Origin of the sequence: Brevibacterium sp. JSBI002 (assembly GCF_026013965.1) — a bacterium.
GTDB lineage: Bacteria > Actinomycetota > Actinomycetes > Actinomycetales > Brevibacteriaceae > Brevibacterium.
Genome location: NZ_CP110341.1, coordinates 2,480,591 through 2,497,557, shown reverse-complemented (window position 1 = coordinate 2,497,557; position 16,967 = coordinate 2,480,591). Strand labels below are relative to the sequence as shown.

18 protein-coding genes and 1 pseudogene are annotated in these 16,967 nt (G+C 64.8%); 13 read left to right on the top strand and 6 right to left on the bottom strand.

What is annotated here, in order from left to right; genetic code table 11:
* Nucleotides 1-45 precede the first annotated feature (45 nt).
* Entirely contained in the window at nucleotides 46-1,161 is a 1,116-nt protein-coding gene (locus LJ362_RS11365; RefSeq protein ID WP_264799161.1) for a D-alanine--D-alanine ligase family protein, read from the top strand.
* Between the two features lie 4 nt (nucleotides 1,162-1,165).
* Here LJ362_RS11365 and LJ362_RS11360 read toward each other — a convergent pair whose 3' ends face one another.
* Entirely contained in the window at nucleotides 1,166-1,690 is a 525-nt protein-coding gene (locus LJ362_RS11360) for a DUF3515 domain-containing protein (RefSeq protein WP_139468830.1), read from the bottom strand.
* A 32-nt stretch (nucleotides 1,691-1,722) separates the two neighbouring features.
* Between LJ362_RS11360 and thiL the strand changes: the two genes are divergently transcribed.
* From thiL to rsmD, 4 genes are read left to right on the top strand one after another with little or no spacing between them, the layout of a single operon-like run.
* Nucleotides 1,723-2,760, top strand: coding sequence for a thiamine-phosphate kinase (thiL, locus tag LJ362_RS11355; protein WP_264799160.1), 1,038 nt, complete (start codon nucleotides 1,723-1,725; stop codon nucleotides 2,758-2,760).
* A gap of 1 nt (nucleotide 2,761) precedes the next feature.
* A complete protein-coding gene (locus tag LJ362_RS11350) occupies nucleotides 2,762-4,393 on the top strand; it encodes a DAK2 domain-containing protein (RefSeq protein ID WP_264799159.1) in 1,632 nt (543 codons plus the stop codon).
* Nucleotides 4,390-6,537 (top strand): ATP-dependent DNA helicase RecG, encoded by a 2,148-nt coding sequence (locus LJ362_RS11345; protein WP_264799158.1) that lies wholly within the window; start codon nucleotides 4,390-4,392, stop codon nucleotides 6,535-6,537. The genes LJ362_RS11350 and LJ362_RS11345 overlap by 4 nt, the downstream gene beginning before the upstream one ends.
* A gap of 10 nt (nucleotides 6,538-6,547) precedes the next feature.
* Nucleotides 6,548-7,150, top strand: a complete 603-nt coding sequence (rsmD, locus tag LJ362_RS11340; RefSeq protein ID WP_264799157.1) for a 16S rRNA (guanine(966)-N(2))-methyltransferase RsmD — start codon at nucleotides 6,548-6,550, stop codon at nucleotides 7,148-7,150.
* On the opposite strand, the gene ehuA is transcribed toward rsmD, so the two are convergent.
* Genes ehuA through LJ362_RS11320 form a run of 4 tightly spaced genes read right to left on the bottom strand, consistent with a single transcriptional unit; the run spans nucleotide 7,147 to nucleotide 10,313 of the window.
* Nucleotides 7,147-7,959 carry an ectoine/hydroxyectoine ABC transporter ATP-binding protein EhuA gene (gene ehuA, locus LJ362_RS11335; RefSeq protein WP_264799156.1) on the bottom strand — a complete coding sequence of 271 codons (813 nt, stop codon included), beginning with the start codon at nucleotides 7,957-7,959 and terminating at the stop codon, nucleotides 7,147-7,149. The two genes, rsmD and ehuA, sit on opposite strands and share 4 nt — an antisense overlap.
* On the bottom strand, nucleotides 7,946-8,602 hold the full coding sequence (gene ehuD, locus LJ362_RS11330) for an ectoine/hydroxyectoine ABC transporter permease subunit EhuD (protein ID WP_264799155.1): 657 nt from the start codon (nucleotides 8,600-8,602) through the stop codon (nucleotides 7,946-7,948). Before ehuD ends, ehuA begins: the two co-directional genes overlap by 14 nt.
* Nucleotides 8,602-9,414, bottom strand: a complete 813-nt coding sequence (ehuC, locus tag LJ362_RS11325; RefSeq protein WP_264799154.1) for an ectoine/hydroxyectoine ABC transporter permease subunit EhuC — start codon at nucleotides 9,412-9,414, stop codon at nucleotides 8,602-8,604. The genes ehuD and ehuC overlap by 1 nt, the downstream gene beginning before the upstream one ends.
* A gap of 20 nt (nucleotides 9,415-9,434) precedes the next feature.
* Entirely contained in the window at nucleotides 9,435-10,313 is an 879-nt protein-coding gene (locus LJ362_RS11320) for a transporter substrate-binding domain-containing protein (protein ID WP_264799153.1), read from the bottom strand.
* Nucleotides 10,314-10,429: 116 nt separating this feature from the next.
* Here LJ362_RS11320 and LJ362_RS11315 point away from each other — a divergent pair, with 116 nt between their 5' ends.
* The 8 genes and pseudogenes from LJ362_RS11315 to LJ362_RS11280 all read left to right on the top strand — a co-directional run bounded on the left by LJ362_RS11315 (nucleotide 10,430) and on the right by LJ362_RS11280 (nucleotide 16,196).
* The gene (locus LJ362_RS11315; protein WP_264799152.1) at nucleotides 10,430-11,233 is read left to right on the top strand and encodes a GntR family transcriptional regulator; all 804 of its coding nucleotides are present in this window, start codon (nucleotides 10,430-10,432) and stop codon (nucleotides 11,231-11,233) included.
* A gap of 25 nt (nucleotides 11,234-11,258) precedes the next feature.
* A complete protein-coding gene (gene coaD / locus LJ362_RS11310; protein WP_264799151.1) occupies nucleotides 11,259-11,765 on the top strand; it encodes a pantetheine-phosphate adenylyltransferase in 507 nt (168 codons plus the stop codon).
* A gap of 3 nt (nucleotides 11,766-11,768) precedes the next feature.
* Complete coding sequence (locus tag LJ362_RS11305) at nucleotides 11,769-12,956, top strand: MFS transporter (protein WP_264799150.1); 1,188 nt, start codon at nucleotides 11,769-11,771, stop codon at nucleotides 12,954-12,956.
* 74 nt (nucleotides 12,957-13,030) lie between these two features.
* A complete protein-coding gene (locus LJ362_RS11300; RefSeq protein WP_264799149.1) occupies nucleotides 13,031-13,594 on the top strand; it encodes a YceD family protein in 564 nt (187 codons plus the stop codon).
* 2 nt (nucleotides 13,595-13,596) lie between these two features.
* Nucleotides 13,597-13,800 (top strand): 50S ribosomal protein L32, encoded by a 204-nt coding sequence (gene rpmF, locus LJ362_RS11295; protein ID WP_025777330.1) that lies wholly within the window; start codon nucleotides 13,597-13,599, stop codon nucleotides 13,798-13,800.
* A gap of 4 nt (nucleotides 13,801-13,804) precedes the next feature.
* Nucleotides 13,805-14,508 (top strand): annotated as a pseudogene (rnc, locus tag LJ362_RS11290) (ribonuclease III).
* 60 nt (nucleotides 14,509-14,568) lie between these two features.
* A complete protein-coding gene (gene mutM / locus LJ362_RS11285; protein ID WP_264799148.1) occupies nucleotides 14,569-15,492 on the top strand; it encodes a bifunctional DNA-formamidopyrimidine glycosylase/DNA-(apurinic or apyrimidinic site) lyase in 924 nt (307 codons plus the stop codon).
* Nucleotides 15,493-15,800: 308 nt separating this feature from the next.
* Nucleotides 15,801-16,196, top strand: a complete 396-nt coding sequence (locus LJ362_RS11280) for a DoxX family protein (protein WP_264799147.1) — start codon at nucleotides 15,801-15,803, stop codon at nucleotides 16,194-16,196.
* 231 nt (nucleotides 16,197-16,427) lie between these two features.
* On the opposite strand, the gene LJ362_RS11275 is transcribed toward LJ362_RS11280, so the two are convergent.
* Entirely contained in the window at nucleotides 16,428-16,910 is a 483-nt protein-coding gene (locus tag LJ362_RS11275) for a hypothetical protein (RefSeq protein ID WP_264799146.1), read from the bottom strand.
* Nucleotides 16,911-16,967: the final 57 nt, after the last annotated feature.

Below are 16,967 nucleotides of genomic sequence, written 5' to 3'. Positions count from 1 at the left end.
CGTGTCCTGCCCCAGTTCGCGGGAGTACCAGTTCAAAGGAAACTCATGGCAGACAACGATCACCGGCCCCTTGTCGCAGTCCTCTTCGGAGGCCGTTCGAGCGAGCACTCCGTCAGCTGCGTCACCGCGGCCGGTGTGATCGGTGCCATCGACGCCGATGCCTTCGACGTACTGCCGATCGGCATCACGAAGACCGGTGTGTGGCGGGTCGTCGACGACTGGGCGAGCATGCGCTTCGACCCGGACAACATGCCTGAGGTCACGGACAACGGCACCGAGGTGATCCCTCCGGTCTCCGCGAACGGGTCACCGCTGCTGCACCGCGATGCCGAGGGCAATTACACCGAGCTGGGTGCGGTCGACGTATTCTTCCCACTCCTGCACGGACGCTTCGGTGAGGACGGAACCCTGCAGGGACTGTTCGAACTCAGCGACACCGCGTTCGTCGGCTCCGGAGTGTTCTCCTCCGCAGCGAGCATGGACAAGCACTACACGAAGTCACTCATGGCCCACGCCGGAATCCCAACCTGCCCGTGGGAGCTCGTGACCGAGACGATGTGGGCCGCAGACCGCGCGGAGGCGGAGAAGCGAGTGGCCGAGCTCGGCCTGCCCGTGTTCGTCAAACCCGCCCGAGCCGGATCGTCCATGGGAGTCAGCCGGGTCGCCGAGGCGGCCGACCTCGAAGCCGCCCTGCTCGGCGCCTTCGAACACGACTCCAAGGTCATCGTCGAACCCGAGGTCAGCGGTCGTGAGGTCGAATGCGCAGTGCTCGGTTCCGTCTATGACACGGAGCTGCGAGTGTCCTCTCCCGGAGAGATACGGGTCAGCGGCGACCACTCCTTCTACGATTTCGACGCCAAGTACCTCGACCTTGCCGCCGCGGAGGTCACCTGTCCGGCCGATCTCGACGAGACGGTGACCGCCCGGGTTCAGGAGTTGGCCGCCTCGGTGTTCCGTCTCTTCGACTGCACCGGTCTGGCCCGCGTCGACACCTTCGTCACGGACACCGGCGAGGTCGTCATCAACGAACTCAACACCCTGCCCGGGTTCACCCCCACCTCGGCGTACCCGTTCATGTGGGCGCAGTCGGGACTCGAATACTCCGAACTCATCGGCGAACTCATCTCGATCGCCCTGATCGACCACGCCCGCGCGAAATAGCGCTCTAGCCGGCGATGTCCTCGGCTCCGACGCACTCGTTCTCCGGAGGGAACTTCGACAGGGTCGGTGAGATCGCGGCGAGCACGTCATTGCCTGACTCGGCCTTGCGGTTGACGAGCACCTCGACGGCGGGGGTTCGCCCGTAGCTGGTGAACCTCCACGTCGAATCGTCGTCCTCGACCGGCTTCGAGATCCAATCGACTCCGGACACGCTCACGCACTGATCTGTCGTCGGCCCGGGGGGAGTGACTCCGCAGCGCAGCACCGCGACGTTGGGATCTCCCCACGCCTTCGTGCCCTGCGAGGAGGTCGTGCGTGCCTTCTCACCCGAGATCTCATCGGGCAGGGTGAGCAGGATGTCGGCACACTTCGGATTCGCCGCATCCTTGGCCGGTTCGACGATGACGGTGCGCGAACACCCGGTCACCGCCAGACCGGTGAGCACCGTGGCCAATGCGACGAAGGTGAGAGAACGACGACGGTGCGCGGGCCGGGCGTTGCGGCGCGTCGAAGCAGGGCGAGATCTCATAGGACTACCGTATCGCCCGATAACCTGGAGCCATGACCCAACTGTCCGAACTTGGCGAATCACACATCATCTCCCGCGTGCTGGGCCGCAATCCCAGCAGCACGCACGTGATCGTGGGACCCGGAGACGATGCGGCCGTGACCGCACCTGAGGGGCGACTCGTCTCGACCGCGGACATGCTCGTGGAGCACGAGGACTTCACTCGCGAGTGGTTGGACTGGAAGAAGCTCGGAGTCAAGGCAGCGGCCCAGAACCTGGCCGACGTCTGTGCCATGGGAGCGATCCCGCACGGACTGCTCGTTTCCGTCGCCGTTCCGGATGACACGGACATCGCCTGTCTCGAAGCCCTGTACTCCGGGCTCTTCGACGAAGCGGAACGAGCAGGGACGGCTTTGGACTGCACGGTGCCGATCATCGGCGGGGACCTGTCGTCCTCGGGTCTCATCGTCATCGCCATCACCGCACTCGGGACCGTAGGTGAGGAGTCCGCGATCCTGCGATCGGGCGCCCGGCCCGGGGACGGACTCTTCCTGGCCGGAACGGTCGGGCGAGCCGCCGCAGGACTCGACCTGCTCTTCGCCGGAGCGCGACCAGACACCGCCGGGCCTGAACTCCGCTGGCTCATCGACACCCAACTGGCGCCGCAGCCTGACTACGGGGCACTGCGCACGGCTGAAGCCGCCTCTGCGATGATCGACGTCTCCGACGGACTCAGCCTCGACCTCGCCCGGGTGGCGACGGCCTCGGGGGTGGGAGTCGACCTTGACCGATCACTCCTGCGCGACCTCGTCGACCCGCTGCTGCCGGCGGCCGAATTCGTGCTCGATGCCCGAGCGACGACAGGGCCAAGCGATGGGGTCGGTGAGACGGAAAGGGCCACGACGGCAGAGGATCTGGCGCTGTCCTGGGTCCTCGACGGGGGAGAGGACCACGGCTTCGCCGCGTCTGCGCCGCCTGCCGCCGCGCCTGGAGTAGGCTGGCGGAGAATCGGTGAGATCCGCACCGGACACGATGTCAGCCTCGACGGCACACCCGTGCCGGCGAGCGGTTTCAGCCATTTCGGGAAGTGACATGAGCAACGCCATCAGCCTCAACGGTCGTCTGGCCGCCCGCTGGGCCCGCCGTGCGGTCGACCGGCTGCGCAAGGAACGCACCGAGATCGACGAGCTCAACGTCTTCCCCGTCCCCGACGGCGACACCGGCACGAATATGTACCACACCCTGCGCGCCGCCTACCTCGCCGTCGAAGAGCTCACCGGCCCCGTCACCCTCCCACAGGTCGTCGCGGCACTGGCCGCCGGAGCCGGACGTGGTGCGCGCGGCAACTCCGGACTCATCCTCGCTGTCGCTCTGCAGGGAGTCGCCGATGCTCTGGCCGGAGTCACCGTGGCCACCGCCGACGCCATGGCCACCGCCCTGGAGACCGCGTCGGACCGGGCCCGGGCCGCTGTCGCCCGACCCGTCGACGGCACCATGCTCACCGTGCTCGACGCCATGGCTACCGAGGCCCGCGAACGCGCCGACGACGGAGCCTCCTTGATCGACGTCATCGCGTCTGTGCGGGAACGCTCCCGCACCGCTCTGCGTGAGACCACCGGACAGCTCACCGTGCTGCGCGAAGCCGAGGTCGTCGACGCCGGATCGACGGGCATCGTCGAACTCTTCGACCTCCTCTACGCCACCGTCACCGGCCGCACCCCGCAGGATTCGATGCTCGCCGAGGTGGCCCGCGCCCCGAAGATCATCCACGAAGCCACCGCCGACGAACTCGAGATCGTCGCCATCCTCGCCGACACCCCAGCGGACTCTCTCGCCGAGGATCTCGACCGCCTCGGCGGGACCTCGATCGTCATCAATGCGGCCAAGGTCCACGTCCACGTCGCCGACGAAACGACCGCCGCGACCGTCATCGACCGCCTCGGCGAATATGGGATCGCCCGGCTCGATATGGAAGACCTGCGGATGCACGAGGAGGAGGGCGAGACGAAGCTCATCGCCCTGGTCAAGGGCACGGGACTGCTCATGCACACCGCACTCAACGGAGCCACGGCGCTGACTCCGGAGGTGGGGGGCCTGTTCGAGACGATGTCCGAACTCATCGCAGCCGAGGACCGTGAGGTCATCGTCATTCCCAGCTCCACCTCGGCGCTGAAGTCCCTGGCAGGGCTGGGGGCGCACGTCGTGCGCTCTCGCAACGTCGGCACCCTGCTCTCGGCCTTGGCCGTCTACGATCCCTTCGCTCCGGCGGGGGAGATCTTCGCGGATATGACCGAAGCGGCCGCGGGCACGAGGGTGGGCACGATCTATTCGGCCGACCAGCTCGCCACCGATCCGCCGACGGGGATGCTGCCGGTGATTCGCGAGGACGAAGGATCGAGTGCGGGCGGTGTTCCGGGTGCGGACACGGCTCATCGTCCGAGTGGGGGCACGGCAGTGGCGGCTCATCCGGCGCAGTTCTACCGGGTCTTCATCGAAGGCCGCGCGAAGACCCAAAGCACGGAGTTGCGGACTCTGGTCGAGAAGCTCGCCGATCGGCTGCTCGGGGCAGGGGGAGAGCTGCTCACCGTCGTCCACGGACCGGACTGCGCTCCGGAAGTGCTCGACCACTTGCGGGACTGGATCCAGAAATCGCATGAGACCGTCCACTTCCAGGACATCGATGCCAGAGATTCCGGGGTGCTCGTGATCATGGGGGTCGAATGACGACTCGGCTTGAGGACAACTTCCGGCCGGCCGATCGGAAGAACCTCGCCAAGCGCGGGGTGCATTCGGTCACCGACCTCCTCCGATTCTTCCCGCGGCGCTACCTCGTGCCCGGGGAGCGCACGGAACTCGGCGGCCTGCCGCTGGGGGAGACCGCGATCATCCAGGCCGAAGTCATCAAGGTGGAGACGCGGCGGATGAAGCAGCGGAAAGGCACGATCACCGAGGTCATCGTCCACGACGGGAAGCAGTCGATGAAGATCGCGTTCTTCAACCAGCACTGGTTGGAGAAGGCGCTGAAGCCGGGACTGACCGTCGTCTTCGGCGGCAAGGTGGAATCGTTCCGCGGGCAGCTGACCCTGGCGTCTCCGGTGTGGCTCAACCGCACCGAGGATGACCACGAGTGGACGCCCGAGGACCTCAACTCGCCGTTCCCCATCTACCCGGCCGTGAAGAAGATCGCGCAGTCCCGGCTGTGGAGTTCGATCAAGACCCTGCTCACCGTCGCAGGTGACGAGGAGTTCGAGGATCCGCTGCCGAAAGGGCTGCGCGACGCTCATGAACTGCCGGATCTGCGCACGGCGCTGGAGGACATGCACCGGCCGCGGAAGATCGAGGACGTCGAACGGGCCCGGCTGAGGTGGAAGTGGGAAGAGGCGCTCGCCCTGCAGACCGAGTTCGCTGCCCGCAAAGCAACTCTGGCCGCGGAGAAGGCGACTCCGCTGCTCACTCAAGGGGCGAAGAGCCGCCGCTTCGACGAAGACCTGCCTTTCACCCTCACCGCATCCCAGGTCAGGGTCGGTGAGGAGATCGCCGAGGACATGGCCGCGGACCGGCCGATGCACCGGCTCCTGCACGGTGACGTCGGCTCCGGTAAGACACTTGTGGCGCTGCGGGCCATGCTCACCGCGGTCGACTCCGGTGCCCAGGCCGCCATGCTCGCCCCAACCGAGGTGCTCGCCACTCAGCATTTCCATTCGATCCAGACGTTCCTCGACGAGCAGATGGCGCTGTCCCCGCTGCTGGCCGACGACGACCAGGTGACAGTGGCGCTGATGACCGGATCGATGCCGACGAAGGAGCGTCGCGAACTCGCCCTCGACCTCGTCGCAGGCAACATCGACATCGTCGTCGGCACGCATGCGCTGCTGTCGGAGTCGACGATGTTCTCAGACCTCGGTCTCATCGTCGTCGACGAACAGCACCGCTTCGGTGTCGAACAGCGGGAAGCGCTGCGCGCGAAGGGCGGGGACACGACCCCGCATACTCTCGTGATGTCGGCGACGCCGATCCCGCGCACCGTGGCGATGACGGTCTTCGCCGACCTCGATATCTCGACCTTGAAGGAGATGCCGGCCGGGCCGAAGGACATCGCCACTCATGTGGTGCCGATCGTCGACCAACCCGCTTGGTACGTCCGGGTGCGTCAGCTCATGCGGCAGACCGTGGAGGCTGAGAAGGGAGTCTTCGTCGTCTTCCCGCGGATCGAACCGACGGATATCGAAGATCCGGAGTCCGGGGACGTGGTCGGGCAGAAGCAGGGCATCGAGGACATCACACGTAAGCTGTCAGAGACCCCAGAACTGGCTGGTCTGAAGTTCGGTCTGCTGCACGGGCGGATGTCGACGGCGGAGAAGGACAGGGTGCTCGCGGACTTCGTCAGAGGCGACATCGAGATCCTCGTCTCGACGACGGTCATCGAGGTCGGCGTCGACGTTGCGAGGGCGACGATGATGGTCATCATCGAAGCCGAGAACTTCGGTGTCGCACAGCTGCACCAGCTGCGCGGACGCGTCGGACGTGACGGCAGCTCGGCCCTGTGCTTCCTGCTCACCGAGATGAGTGCTGAGGACGAGAGCTATGGGCGGCTGCAGGCCGTGGCCGAGACGCTCGACGGTTTCGCCCTGGCCGAATACGATCTCGACGCCCGCGGCGAAGGCGATGTGCTCAGCGGCTCCCAGTGGGGCGGATCCTCGCTGCGGCATCTGTCGATCCTCCGCGACTCCGAGATGGTCGCCGAAGCGAAGACGATCGCGGAGCAGATCGTCGCCATCGACCCCACCCTCGAGGCGGTGCCCGCGCTCAAGGCCTTCATCAGGCGCGTCCTGCCCGAGGACGACGCCCACTTCATCGAGGCAGGCTGAGGGAGCAGATATGAGAATCATCGCCGGCGCACACAAAGGCGCCAAACTGACCTCCCCATCGGGGGCGAACACCCGGCCGACGTCCGACCGTGTCAAGGAGTCCCTGTTCTCCATGCTCGACGGCTACGGGGTGCTGCCAGCAGCGAACGTCCTCGACCTCTTCGCCGGTTCCGGTGGACTCGGCTTCGAGGCGATGTCGCGGGGCGCAGCACAAGTCGACTTCGTCGATTCATCCCTGGCCGCGACCCGTGCTCTGGAATCCAATGCGGACAAGCTCGGCCTCGACCATTCGGCCGAAGTCCACACCGGGGACGTGCTCCACTTTCTCGGCGGACTGCCGGGTCCTGACCACCCGGAGTCACGCGTCTTCGACCTCGTGTTCATGGATCCGCCGTACCCGTTGGGGGAGGATGCCGTCACGCAGATCCTCAGGCGGCTGAGCACATATCTGGACATGGAGTCCATCGTCGTGGTCGAACGTGCCGCGCGTTCGCCGGAGCCGACCATGCCCGAGGGGCTCGAAGTATTCCGCGCGAAGACCTTCGGCGAGACCGCGATCCACTTCGTCCAGCTCGTCGCAGAGCCGGAGGAAGTGAGCGCCGCAGAGGATTAGAGCACGCTGGAGAGGAATTTGCGCGTGCGCTCGTGCTGCGGATTGTTGAAGATCTGATCCGGAGGACCCTCTTCGAGCACCTGACCGCCGTCGAACATCATCACGCGGTGAGAGACGTCGCGGGCGAACTGCATCTCGTGTGTGACCAGCAGCATCGTGATGTCCGTGGTCTCGGCGATATCGCGCAGCACTCCGAGCACGTCCCCGACGAGCTCGGGGTCAAGCGCCGAGGTGACCTCGTCGAGGAGGAGGATCTCCGGGTTCATCGCCAGCGCACGGGCGATCGCCACTCGCTGCTGCTGACCGCCGGAGAGACGAGTCGGGTGAGCGTCGGCCTTGTCGGCCAGGCCCACGCGTTCGAGCAGCTCCTTGGCTTCCTTGGTCGCGTCTGCCTTGGACTTGCCGAGCACATGGACGGGAGCTTCGATGATGTTCTCGAGCACGGTCATGTTCGGGAACAGGTTGAATTGCTGGAAGACCATGCCGATGCGCGTGGTCATCTCACGTGTGCGCTTCTTCGGCAGTTCCACGCGTTTGCCTCCGCGGTCCTCGTGAGTCAGCGGCTGACCGTCGACGAAGATATATCCGCCGGTGAGCTCCTCGAGCGTCATCACAAGGCGCAGGATCGTCGTCTTGCCCGAACCGCTGGGACCGATGAGTGTGACGCGCTCGCCCGGTGCCACTGTGAAGTTGAGGTCCTTGAGCACGGTGGTCGGGCCGAAGCTCTTCTCCACGTCTTTGAACTCGATCGCCGGTGTGCCTGCGCCGGGAGTGGAGGAATTGGCTGGGGTGTTATCAGTAGGTGGCAAGGCGTCGGTCCAATCTCTGAATGAGCAGTGAGGTCGGGTAGCTGGCGGCGAGGAAGATGATTCCGGCCAGGGTGAAGGCTTCCGTGTAGGCGAAGGTCGAACCGCCGAATTCCTTCGCAGCGGTGACGAGCTCGACGACGGAGATCGCGAACAGGAACGGCGTGTCCTTGAACATTGCGACCGCGTAGTTTCCCAGCGAAGGGATGGTCGCTCGCAGCGCCTGCGGCAGCACGATCGCGGTGAACGTGCGCACCGGCGGCAGCGACAGCGCGGTGGCCGCCTCGAACTGTCCCGGCGGCACGGAATCGATTCCGGCGCGGTAGCTTTCGGACATGTACGTCGAATAGTGGATGCCGATGACGATGAAGCCGATGACCAGAGCGGGCACATCGACGAGTCCTGGAATATCGGAGAACGCATAGTAGACGAACAGCAGTTGGACGACCAGCGGGGTGTTTCGGATGAACGCGACGATGAGCCGGACGAGCCAGTTGATCCACCGCGGGAGGCCGCGGATGGCCACGGCGAGGATGAGTCCGAGGACGACGGCGATGGCCGTGCCGACGACCGTGGCGATGAGGGTATTGACGAAACCGCGGAGCAGGATCGGCAGGGCCTCGGCGGCGAATTCCCAGTTCCACATCAGAGGTCACCTCCCTGTCCTGGGAACGGACCTTTGGAGCGGTCGGCACCTTCACCAGCGGCAACGTGTGACTTGAGACGGTCTTGGCGCGCGGCATCGGCACGGGCTGCACGCCTGGCCTCACGACGATCGGTGCGAGAGTTCGGGCGACGACGGCCGAGAGCTTTCGTCGCTCTGCGTTCGAGGAAGTTCATGAATTCCTGGAGCAGCCACGCGAGCACGAAGTAGATGAGGAGGCTGATCGAGTAGGCGAACATCGTGTCGCCGGTCGACTGGCGCAGCTGTTCGGTCTTGTCGGTGAGGTCGGACAGCGTGATGAAGGAGACGACTGCCGTGCCCTTGAGCAGCTGGATGAGCAGGGTCGCCAGGGATGGGATCATGAGCGCCCAGGCCTGCGGGAAGATCACGCGGATCATCCGGCGGGTGGGGGAGAGGCTCAGAGCGATGGCTGCTTCCCACTGACCGGGGGCCACGGTCTTGATCGAGGACCGGACCACCTCGGCGGAATAGGCTCCGTAGTTGAGTGCCAGAGCGGCGACTCCGCAGGCCATAGGATCGAAATCGACGCCGAGGAGCGGGAGCACGTAGAACAGCCAGAACAGCTGCACGAGCAGAGAAGTGCCGCGGAAGAACTCGACGACGATGCGGGCCGGAATGCGCAGCCAGGCGCTCGGCGAGGTCATCGTCAGACCGAGGATGAGTGCGATGAGGACGGCGCCGATGCTGCCGGCCACCGTGAGGATGATGGTTGTCTGAACTCCCTCCCACAGCTGTGGGAGGAAGTTCAGCAACGTGGAGACATTGTCATTCATGGTGCGTGAGAGGAACCGACTCAGGAGTCAGCGGTGGGAAGTTCGCCCTTGCACAGCTGATCGGTCGTGATCGAACCGTCGGGGCGTTCTTCCTTCGTGAAGCCGTAGTCGCCGACGACGTCGAGGTACGACTTCTCATCGGAGACGATCTTCTCCAAGCCCTTGTTCCATTCGTCGCGCAGTTCCTTGTCGTCGGTGCGGAAGACCGTGGCACCGGCACCGACCTGCGGGACTCCGTCGATCTCCTGGACGAAGGAATCGCTGACCTCGACACCGGAATCCTCGGTGTTCTTCTCCATCCAGTTGAGCGAGATGGCGGTGAGCGCGAAGACATCGGCGCGACCGGTGGTCACGGCATCCATGCCGTCCTGCGGGGTGCCGACCTGCTGGGTCTTGATACCGAGGTCCTTCGCGTAGTCGGACTCGATGGCACCGGTCATGGTGGCGAGCTTGACGCCCTTCTTCTTCACGTCATCGAGGTTCTTCATCCCGTCGAGTTTGCCCTCCTTGGTCATCAGGGCAGTGGTGTACATGAATTCGGGATCACCGAAGGACGCCTGTTCGCAGCGGTCGGGCAGGATCGACATGCCGGCCGAGATCGCATCGAAGCGATCTGCGTTGAGGCCGGGGATGAGCGAACCGAACTCCGTGTTGACGCCTTCGACGTCGTCGACGTCGAGTTCCTTGAACACAGCCTTGGCCAGTGCCACCGATGCTCCCTGGAGTTCGCCGCCCTCTTCGAAGCTGTATGGGGCCTCACCAGCGAAGCCGACAGTGATCTTTCCGTCGTCGATGGCCTTCTGCAGAGTCGACTTATCGGAGTCGCTTCCGCCACAGGCACCGAGGGTGAGCGTCAGCGCGAGAATCGATGTCGCGGCGGCCAGTCCTTTGAGTTTCATTTGCTGTTCCTTCCTTGAACGTCGACACATGAACGTGACGTGCGTCTCTGGAACAGTATTCAATACTCATGTTGTCCGGATGTCACACTGTCTGACAACGTTATATGATCGTGACCGTGACGAATCCTCCGACTTCCGAGCTGCCGGTGCTGCGCAAAGTGGTCCGCTCTTCGACGATCGATCTCATCGTCGACCAGATCCGCAATGCCATCTATTCCGGCTCGCTCGAGCCCGGTCAGTCGATCAATGAGGTGCGCACGGCCGAGCTGCTGGCAGTCTCACGGCCGTCTCTGCGGGAGGCCCTGCAACGTCTCATCAGCGAAGGTGTGATGACGCATGCTCCAGGACGAGGTGTGCATGTGAGACGGATGCGCACGGCGGATATCGACGACGTCTATGCCGTGCGGGAGGCGATCGAATCGCAGGCGGTCAAGCTCGTTGTCCGGGGCGGAAATTCGACGGCGCGGATCAGCCGCGCGCTGAGGGAGCTCGAGCGTGCGATCGAGGAGAATGTCGCGCGTACGATCGGCGACGCCGACCTCAACTTCCATCACTCGATCGTCGCGTGCTCCGGATCGGCGCGGCTGACCGAACTGATGAAGGTCTCGATGGTTCACACCCGCCTGCTGTCGCTGTCGGACAAGCGCGGCTATGAGGTTCGGTGCGATGTCCTGGACAGTCACCGCAACCTCGCCGAGGCAGTCGCCGCCGGGGATGAACCCCGTTCCCTTGCCATCGTCGCCCGGATCATGGCCGAGGCGGCTTCTCGCCTGCACGGACCGGTGGATGATTTCGACGGTCAAGTGGTCAAAGGCACCGACGCTGAAACTCCCGCCGACGATCAGTGGCTGCGGCTGCGGAACAGGCGCACTGACGGTTGCGACCTCACGTGTCCGTCACACGGATCTGCCCGCCTCTGATCGGGGCAGACGATACGATGAGGGCATGAAGGTCGTCTGCCCCGGTTCCTATGACCCGATCACCATGGGTCATCTCGATATCATCGCCCGCTGCTCTCGGATGTTCGAAGAGGTCGTCGTGGCAGTGGTCCACAATCCTTCGAAGTCCGGTCGCTTCGACCCGGAGATCCGTGCCGACCTCATCCGCAGGTCCCTGGCCGAAGATGAACGCACCCGGGAAGCGCAGAACATCACGATCGACCTCGTCTCCGGGGGCCTCCTCGTCGACTACTGCACGAGAATCGGCGCCCCCGCCGTCGTCAAAGGCCTGCGCTCGGGCACCGACTTCGCCTACGAACTGCCGATGGCGCTGATGAACAAACACCTGTCCGAGCTCGAGACGATCTTCGTCCCCGGCGACCCGAAGTTCGAACACGTCTCCTCCTCACTCATCAAGGAAGTCCACGGAGGCGGCGGAGACATCGAAGGCCTCGTCCCCACCTCGGTGCTCGACGCCCTGCGGGGGGACATTCCCGGCGACGGCGCTCGCTGAGGGATGGGCGCGGCGACTCCAGCCAACCGGGCGTGGTTTCCCGGCCTCGTCATCCATACCGTGCTCGCGCACGCCACCTACAACGGCGTCCGCGTCCTCATCTCCTACCGCACCCTCGAACTCGGCGGAACGGGGTTCGTCCTCGGCCTGATGACGGCCGTGTACTCGCTCGTCCCACTGCTCACCGCTCTCTTCATCGGCCGCCTCGTCGATCGGGGCTATGCCACCGCGGTGCTGTGGGCGGGCACCGTGCTGTCCGTCCTGCCCGTCGCGCTCGCGGCCATGGCCCCCAACCTCGGCGTGCTGCTGGTCGCCACGATGAGCCTCGGCGTCGGACAGCTGCTGACCACGGTCGCCTCCCAAGCGCTCATCCCGCAGAGTTTCCCGGCGGCCCAGATGACATCGAAGTTCGGCCACCTCACCCTCGGCGTCTCGATCGGGCAGACCATCGGACTGCCGCTGGCGGGAATGGTCGCCGACGCGACCTCCGGGCAGGCACACATCACGAACGCCCTGTGGTTCATGACCGCGGTCTCCGCGCTCACCCTCATCGCCGCCGTCATCGTCATGCTCCGCGGCAGGACTCCGCACGTCTCCCGCGCCGAGGCGGCCGAAGGGGCGCAGACGCCGTGGGCGCTCCTGGCGATCAGGGGGATGAAACCGGCGATCTTCGCGTCCATGGCTACGCTCGCCGCCGTCGATCTGATGACCGCCTACCTGCCGCTCATCGGGCAGCAGAACGGACTGTCCGTGACCACGGTGACCTGGCTGCTCGCCCTGCGCACCCTGGCCTCGGTGGTCTCACGGCTCTTCATCGGAAGCCTCACGGCCAGGTGGCGGGACCTGTCTCTGCTGTGGACCGCCTCGGCGATAGCCGGCATCAGCGTCGTCCTCATCCCCGTGTTCAGCCAACCGTGGACGCTCGGGGTGCTGCTCGCGGTCGCGGGATTCTGCTTCGGGCTCACCCAGCCGCTGACCATGTCGTGGGTGTCCGCGCTGGCCGATGCGAAGAATCGGGCCGCGGTGCTCTCGATCCGCCTGGCGGGCAACCGACTCAGCCAGGTCGCGATTCCCTCGGCCGCCTCGGCGCTGACGATCGTCGCCGGCTCCGGGATCGTGTTCACGATGTCCGGAGCGCTGCTCCTCATCGCCGGGGCAGTGACCTGGCGCAATCATCACGAACGATGGTGACGAGGAACACCTGCACGGCGGATGAAGACCGATTGGTAATGACCGCTGACAATGATTAGAATGGTGAGTCGCGTGTGAACGCAGGAGCGACATCCTCAAACGCACCAGGAGGACAGGGCATGAAGGACAGATCTGAATTCGTCTATGATCTCAGATCCATGGGATTGCTCGGTCATCCGGGTGAGTGGGAACGGGTGAACACCACCTTGTCGGCTCCAGCGGATCTCAAGATCGAAGTGATCGGGGTTGCGGAAGGTTCACCACTGACGCTCGAGCTGATGTTCGAGAGTGTGTCGGAGGGAATCTACGTGTCGGGCACAGTCTCGGCGATGGCCCGCGGCGAAGACGCGAGGACGCTCGAACCCATCGAGCTGCCTATAGATGTGGACATCCAGGAGATGTACGTCTATGAGCAGGCCGAAGGGGACGAGGACTCCTACGTCATCGACCGGGATCAGCTCGACCTCGAGCCCGCGATCAGAGACGCCGTCGTGATGGCTCTGCCGTTCAATCCCTCGCGGGATGAGAGCGAGGAGTTCAGCTACACCCTGGGGGAGGACCTCGAGGTGGACGAGGACGAATCCGAATCGCCGTTCGCATCATTGAAGAATCTGTTGGAAGAGAAGAAAGAGAGCTAGACGTGGCTGTTCCGAAGCGTAAATTGTCGCGCAGCAACACCCGCCACCGTCGTTCGCAGTGGAAGGCCAAGGCTCCGAACCTGGTCAAGACTGTGGAGAACGGTCGCGTTGTGTACTCGCGCCCCCATCAGGCCAAGGTCGTCGAAGACGCAGCCGGCACCCCGCTGTACCTCGAGTACAAGGGCCGCAAGGTCGCTGACGTCTGAGACTGTGGACACTGACACCACAGCAGCACTGAAGAAGAGTCTCGGGATCGATATTGATCCCGAGACTTTTCGTCTCGCGCTCACGCACCGCTCCTTCGCCTTCGAGGCCGGTGGGATCCCCACCAACGAGCGCCTCGAGTTCCTCGGCGACTCCGTTCTCGGCCTCGTCGCCACCGAGTCGCTGTTCTACGACAACCCGGACCTGCCCGAAGGCCAGCTGGCAAGATGCGTTCGGCCGTCGTCAACACGCGCGCCCTGGCATCGATCGCCCGCCGACACGGCATCGGCGAGCACATTCTTCTGGGCAAGGGTGAGGAGCTGACCGGAGGCCGGAACAAAGACTCGATCCTCGCCGACACGGTCGAGGCCCTCATCGGCGCGACCTTCGTCTCCCGCGGACGCGAAGAGGCCTTCGCCTTCGTCCACCGACTCATCGACGGAATGCTCGACGACGCGGTCAACCTCGGCGCGGGGATGGACTTCAAGACCACCCTGCAGGAGGCCGCTGCCGACCTCGACCTCGGCGCAGTGAGCTACGAGATCACCTCGGCCGGGCCCGACCATGCGATGGTCTTCACCGCCACCGCGATGCTCGGGGCGAACAACTGGGGCGCCGGCGACGGATCCTCGAAGAAGGCCGCCGAAGCCGCGGCCGCCGAGGTGGCCGTCAAAGCTATCCGCACCATCTACCCGGACTACCGGCGCTGAGACTCACCGTGTACGTGAGGTCTTTCTCGGGTCTTCGCGCTCTGCTGGGGCACCCATCTGATGCCTGAGCTTCCCGAGGTCGAAAGCGTCCGTCGCGGCGTCGACGAATGGACGGCCGGAACCACGATCACCGGCGCCGAGGTGGCCGACCCCCGAATTCTGGGTACGACGTCCCAGCGGCGCATCGATCCGTCCGCGGTCTCCGGGTTCGTTTCGGCCGTGACCGGGGCGCACATCCTCAAGGCCGAACGGCGCGGGAAGTTCATGTGGCTGAGCCTGGGGGAGGGGACTGTGTCTTCCTCGGTCTCGGTCGCTTCGTCTGTGCCGAGGCCCGAACTCGGCATACTCGTGCATCTGGGCATGAGCGGACAGCTGCGCATCCATCCGCCCGGCGAGGAGTTCCACCGGCACACTCGTGCGGTTCTGCACCTCGACAGCGACCGCGAACTGCGCTTCGTCGACCAACGGATCTTCGGCCATATCGGCGTCCAACCTCTCGTCCACGGGTACGGGCGCCTCGTTCCCGCCTCGGCGATCCATATCGCCCCCGATCCGCTCGAACCCGCGTTCGATCCGGAACGGGTCGTGGCGGAGCTTAAGAAGAAGCGCACGGCGATCAAGGCCGCGCTGCTCGACCAGACGCTGGTCAGCGGGATCGGAAACATCTACGCCGACGAGGCGCTGTTCCGGGCGGGAGTCCACCCCTTGGCGGTGCCGGCACGTACACGGAAGAGCCGCCTGACCGCGGTCCTCGAATCCGCAACGAAAGTGATGAGCGACGCCCTGGCCGTGGGCGGGACGAGCTTCGACGCTCTCTACGTCAACGTCAACGGCGAATCCGGGTATTTCGATCGGGCTCTGCTCGTCTACGGGCGCGGGGGACAGGAATGTGTGCGCTGCGGGACCGAGATCGTCAAGATCACCGTCGGCGGGCGCGGAACCCACTACTGCCCCGTGTGCCAGAAGGCCCCGCGGTACAGGTAGGCAGAGCAACCTGCTGGTGGCGTCGCAGCTGTTTGGCTTCGTTGCCGAGCCTCAGGCGCGGTGCACCCCAGCGGCCAAGAGCATCCCGCACCGTTGCTCGCAGTCCCTCGCCTTCGCCGCAAGTCCTACAGGCAACGGTCCATCGGTCACCGGCAGCGGCATTATGCACCGCTGCAGCGCGGTGCAATGAAACTCCGGGTGATGGATCCCGGGCAGGAGAGGCTGTCGAGACCTCCGGCTTCAACGCAGTGAAGCGTAGACTCGGGCGAGAGGTCGCCACCTCGGTGCTCAGGCGGAGAGGAATGCTCATGTTCACGGTTCCAACGATCGCTGCAGGGATCGTGCTCCTGCTCGTCAGGGCAGTTCTGACCGTGGCTTTCGTCCGCGAGTTCATGGTCAAGGCCAAGGATATTCCGCGGTTCGCCGAGGCGGATGGGCTCAGTGTTCCGACCGCATGGTTCGTCGCCATCGCCGAGCTCGCCGCCGCAGTCTCATTCGCCACCGGCGTCCTCGCTCAATGGGCCGGTCTCGGCGTGGTCGTGCTCATGCTCATCACGACGAGCCTGCACGTCTTCAAATGGCACTCGAAGTACTGGGCCTCGGCGGGTGGTCCCGAATACGACCTGCTCCTGTTGGTGCTGGCTGCCGTCATCACTGCATTCGGTGCCGGACCGATCGCCATTCCGGCACTGTTCGGGATGTGACAGCGACGGGATTCGGCCGGCTCAGGACGAATGTGTCAGCCGTTCGGATACGACGGAGTCATGTTCGTTGAGGATGTCGCCGAGCATCGCGTTGAGACGCGGACTGTGCTTCGAGTTCTCGGCACCGATCATCGATCTCGTCGAGTGCCTCTCCGCAGCGGCGCGCCACGAAGAGGATGAACTCGACGAACACCGACCAGGTATCGTGGGCTTCGGCAGGACTCTGTCCCGCTATGGAGTCCAGGACGTCCTCGCGAGATACGCTTTGTGGCCGTCGATGAGGGCTCTCTGCGCCTCGCCGTGGTCGGGCGGGGTGAGTATGTTCGCAGGGTTCGTCGGAGACAACCACAGCGAGTCGACCTCGACGATCCTACCGTTTCTGAGCCGCGCGGCCGCCGCCAGCCGAGGGCGAGACCCTGGCGCGGGGATGAGAATGCGGTCGAGATCCCGCCAGGCAATCCGGCGGGGTCTGCCGGTGAATCCGCACCAGATGAACTCCTCAGGTGTGATCTCGAGTCGGGCACGAGCACCCATGTGGAAGTTCACCCAGGCGCCGATGAGCAGGATGACCGGGCCGAAGAGGAAGAGGAGAAGTGCCGGTTCGGCGAAGATCGCCAGGATGATCACCGTGATGAACGCGAGAATGGCCATCACGACGAGCATCCAGCCGATGAACTTCGAGATGTTGCCCTCGCGTCTGATGACTCTGTTCATCTATCGACTTCCTTTCGTTCAAACCACCTGACGGCGGCCCAGCAACCTCGCGCGAGG

What these genes read in the sequence shown, in the direction of transcription:
- ehuD (WP_264799155.1), bottom strand. Translation starts at nt 8,602, where the DNA reads ATGTGGAACTGGGAATTCGCCGCCGAGGCCCTGCCGATCCTGCTCCGC.
- LJ362_RS11345 (WP_264799158.1), top strand. Translation starts at nt 4,390, where the DNA reads ATGACGACTCGGCTTGAGGACAACTTCCGGCCGGCCGATCGGAAGAAC.
- LJ362_RS11350 (WP_264799159.1), top strand. Translation starts at nt 2,762, where the DNA reads ATGAGCAACGCCATCAGCCTCAACGGTCGTCTGGCCGCCCGCTGGGCC.
- ehuC (WP_264799154.1), bottom strand. Translation starts at nt 9,414, where the DNA reads ATGAATGACAATGTCTCCACGTTGCTGAACTTCCTCCCACAGCTGTGG.
- thiL (WP_264799160.1), top strand. Translation starts at nt 1,723, where the DNA reads ATGACCCAACTGTCCGAACTTGGCGAATCACACATCATCTCCCGCGTG.
- LJ362_RS11360 (WP_139468830.1), bottom strand. Translation starts at nt 1,690, where the DNA reads ATGAGATCTCGCCCTGCTTCGACGCGCCGCAACGCCCGGCCCGCGCAC.
- LJ362_RS11280 (WP_264799147.1), top strand. Translation starts at nt 15,801, where the DNA reads ATGTTCACGGTTCCAACGATCGCTGCAGGGATCGTGCTCCTGCTCGTC.
- rsmD (WP_264799157.1), top strand. Translation starts at nt 6,548, where the DNA reads ATGAGAATCATCGCCGGCGCACACAAAGGCGCCAAACTGACCTCCCCA.
- LJ362_RS11305 (WP_264799150.1), top strand. Translation starts at nt 11,769, where the DNA reads ATGGGCGCGGCGACTCCAGCCAACCGGGCGTGGTTTCCCGGCCTCGTC.
- LJ362_RS11275 (WP_264799146.1), bottom strand. Translation starts at nt 16,910, where the DNA reads ATGAACAGAGTCATCAGACGCGAGGGCAACATCTCGAAGTTCATCGGC.
- coaD (WP_264799151.1), top strand. Translation starts at nt 11,259, where the DNA reads ATGAAGGTCGTCTGCCCCGGTTCCTATGACCCGATCACCATGGGTCAT.
- LJ362_RS11365 (WP_264799161.1), top strand. Translation starts at nt 46, where the DNA reads ATGGCAGACAACGATCACCGGCCCCTTGTCGCAGTCCTCTTCGGAGGC.
- mutM (WP_264799148.1), top strand. Translation starts at nt 14,569, where the DNA reads ATGCCTGAGCTTCCCGAGGTCGAAAGCGTCCGTCGCGGCGTCGACGAA.
- LJ362_RS11320 (WP_264799153.1), bottom strand. Translation starts at nt 10,313, where the DNA reads ATGAAACTCAAAGGACTGGCCGCCGCGACATCGATTCTCGCGCTGACG.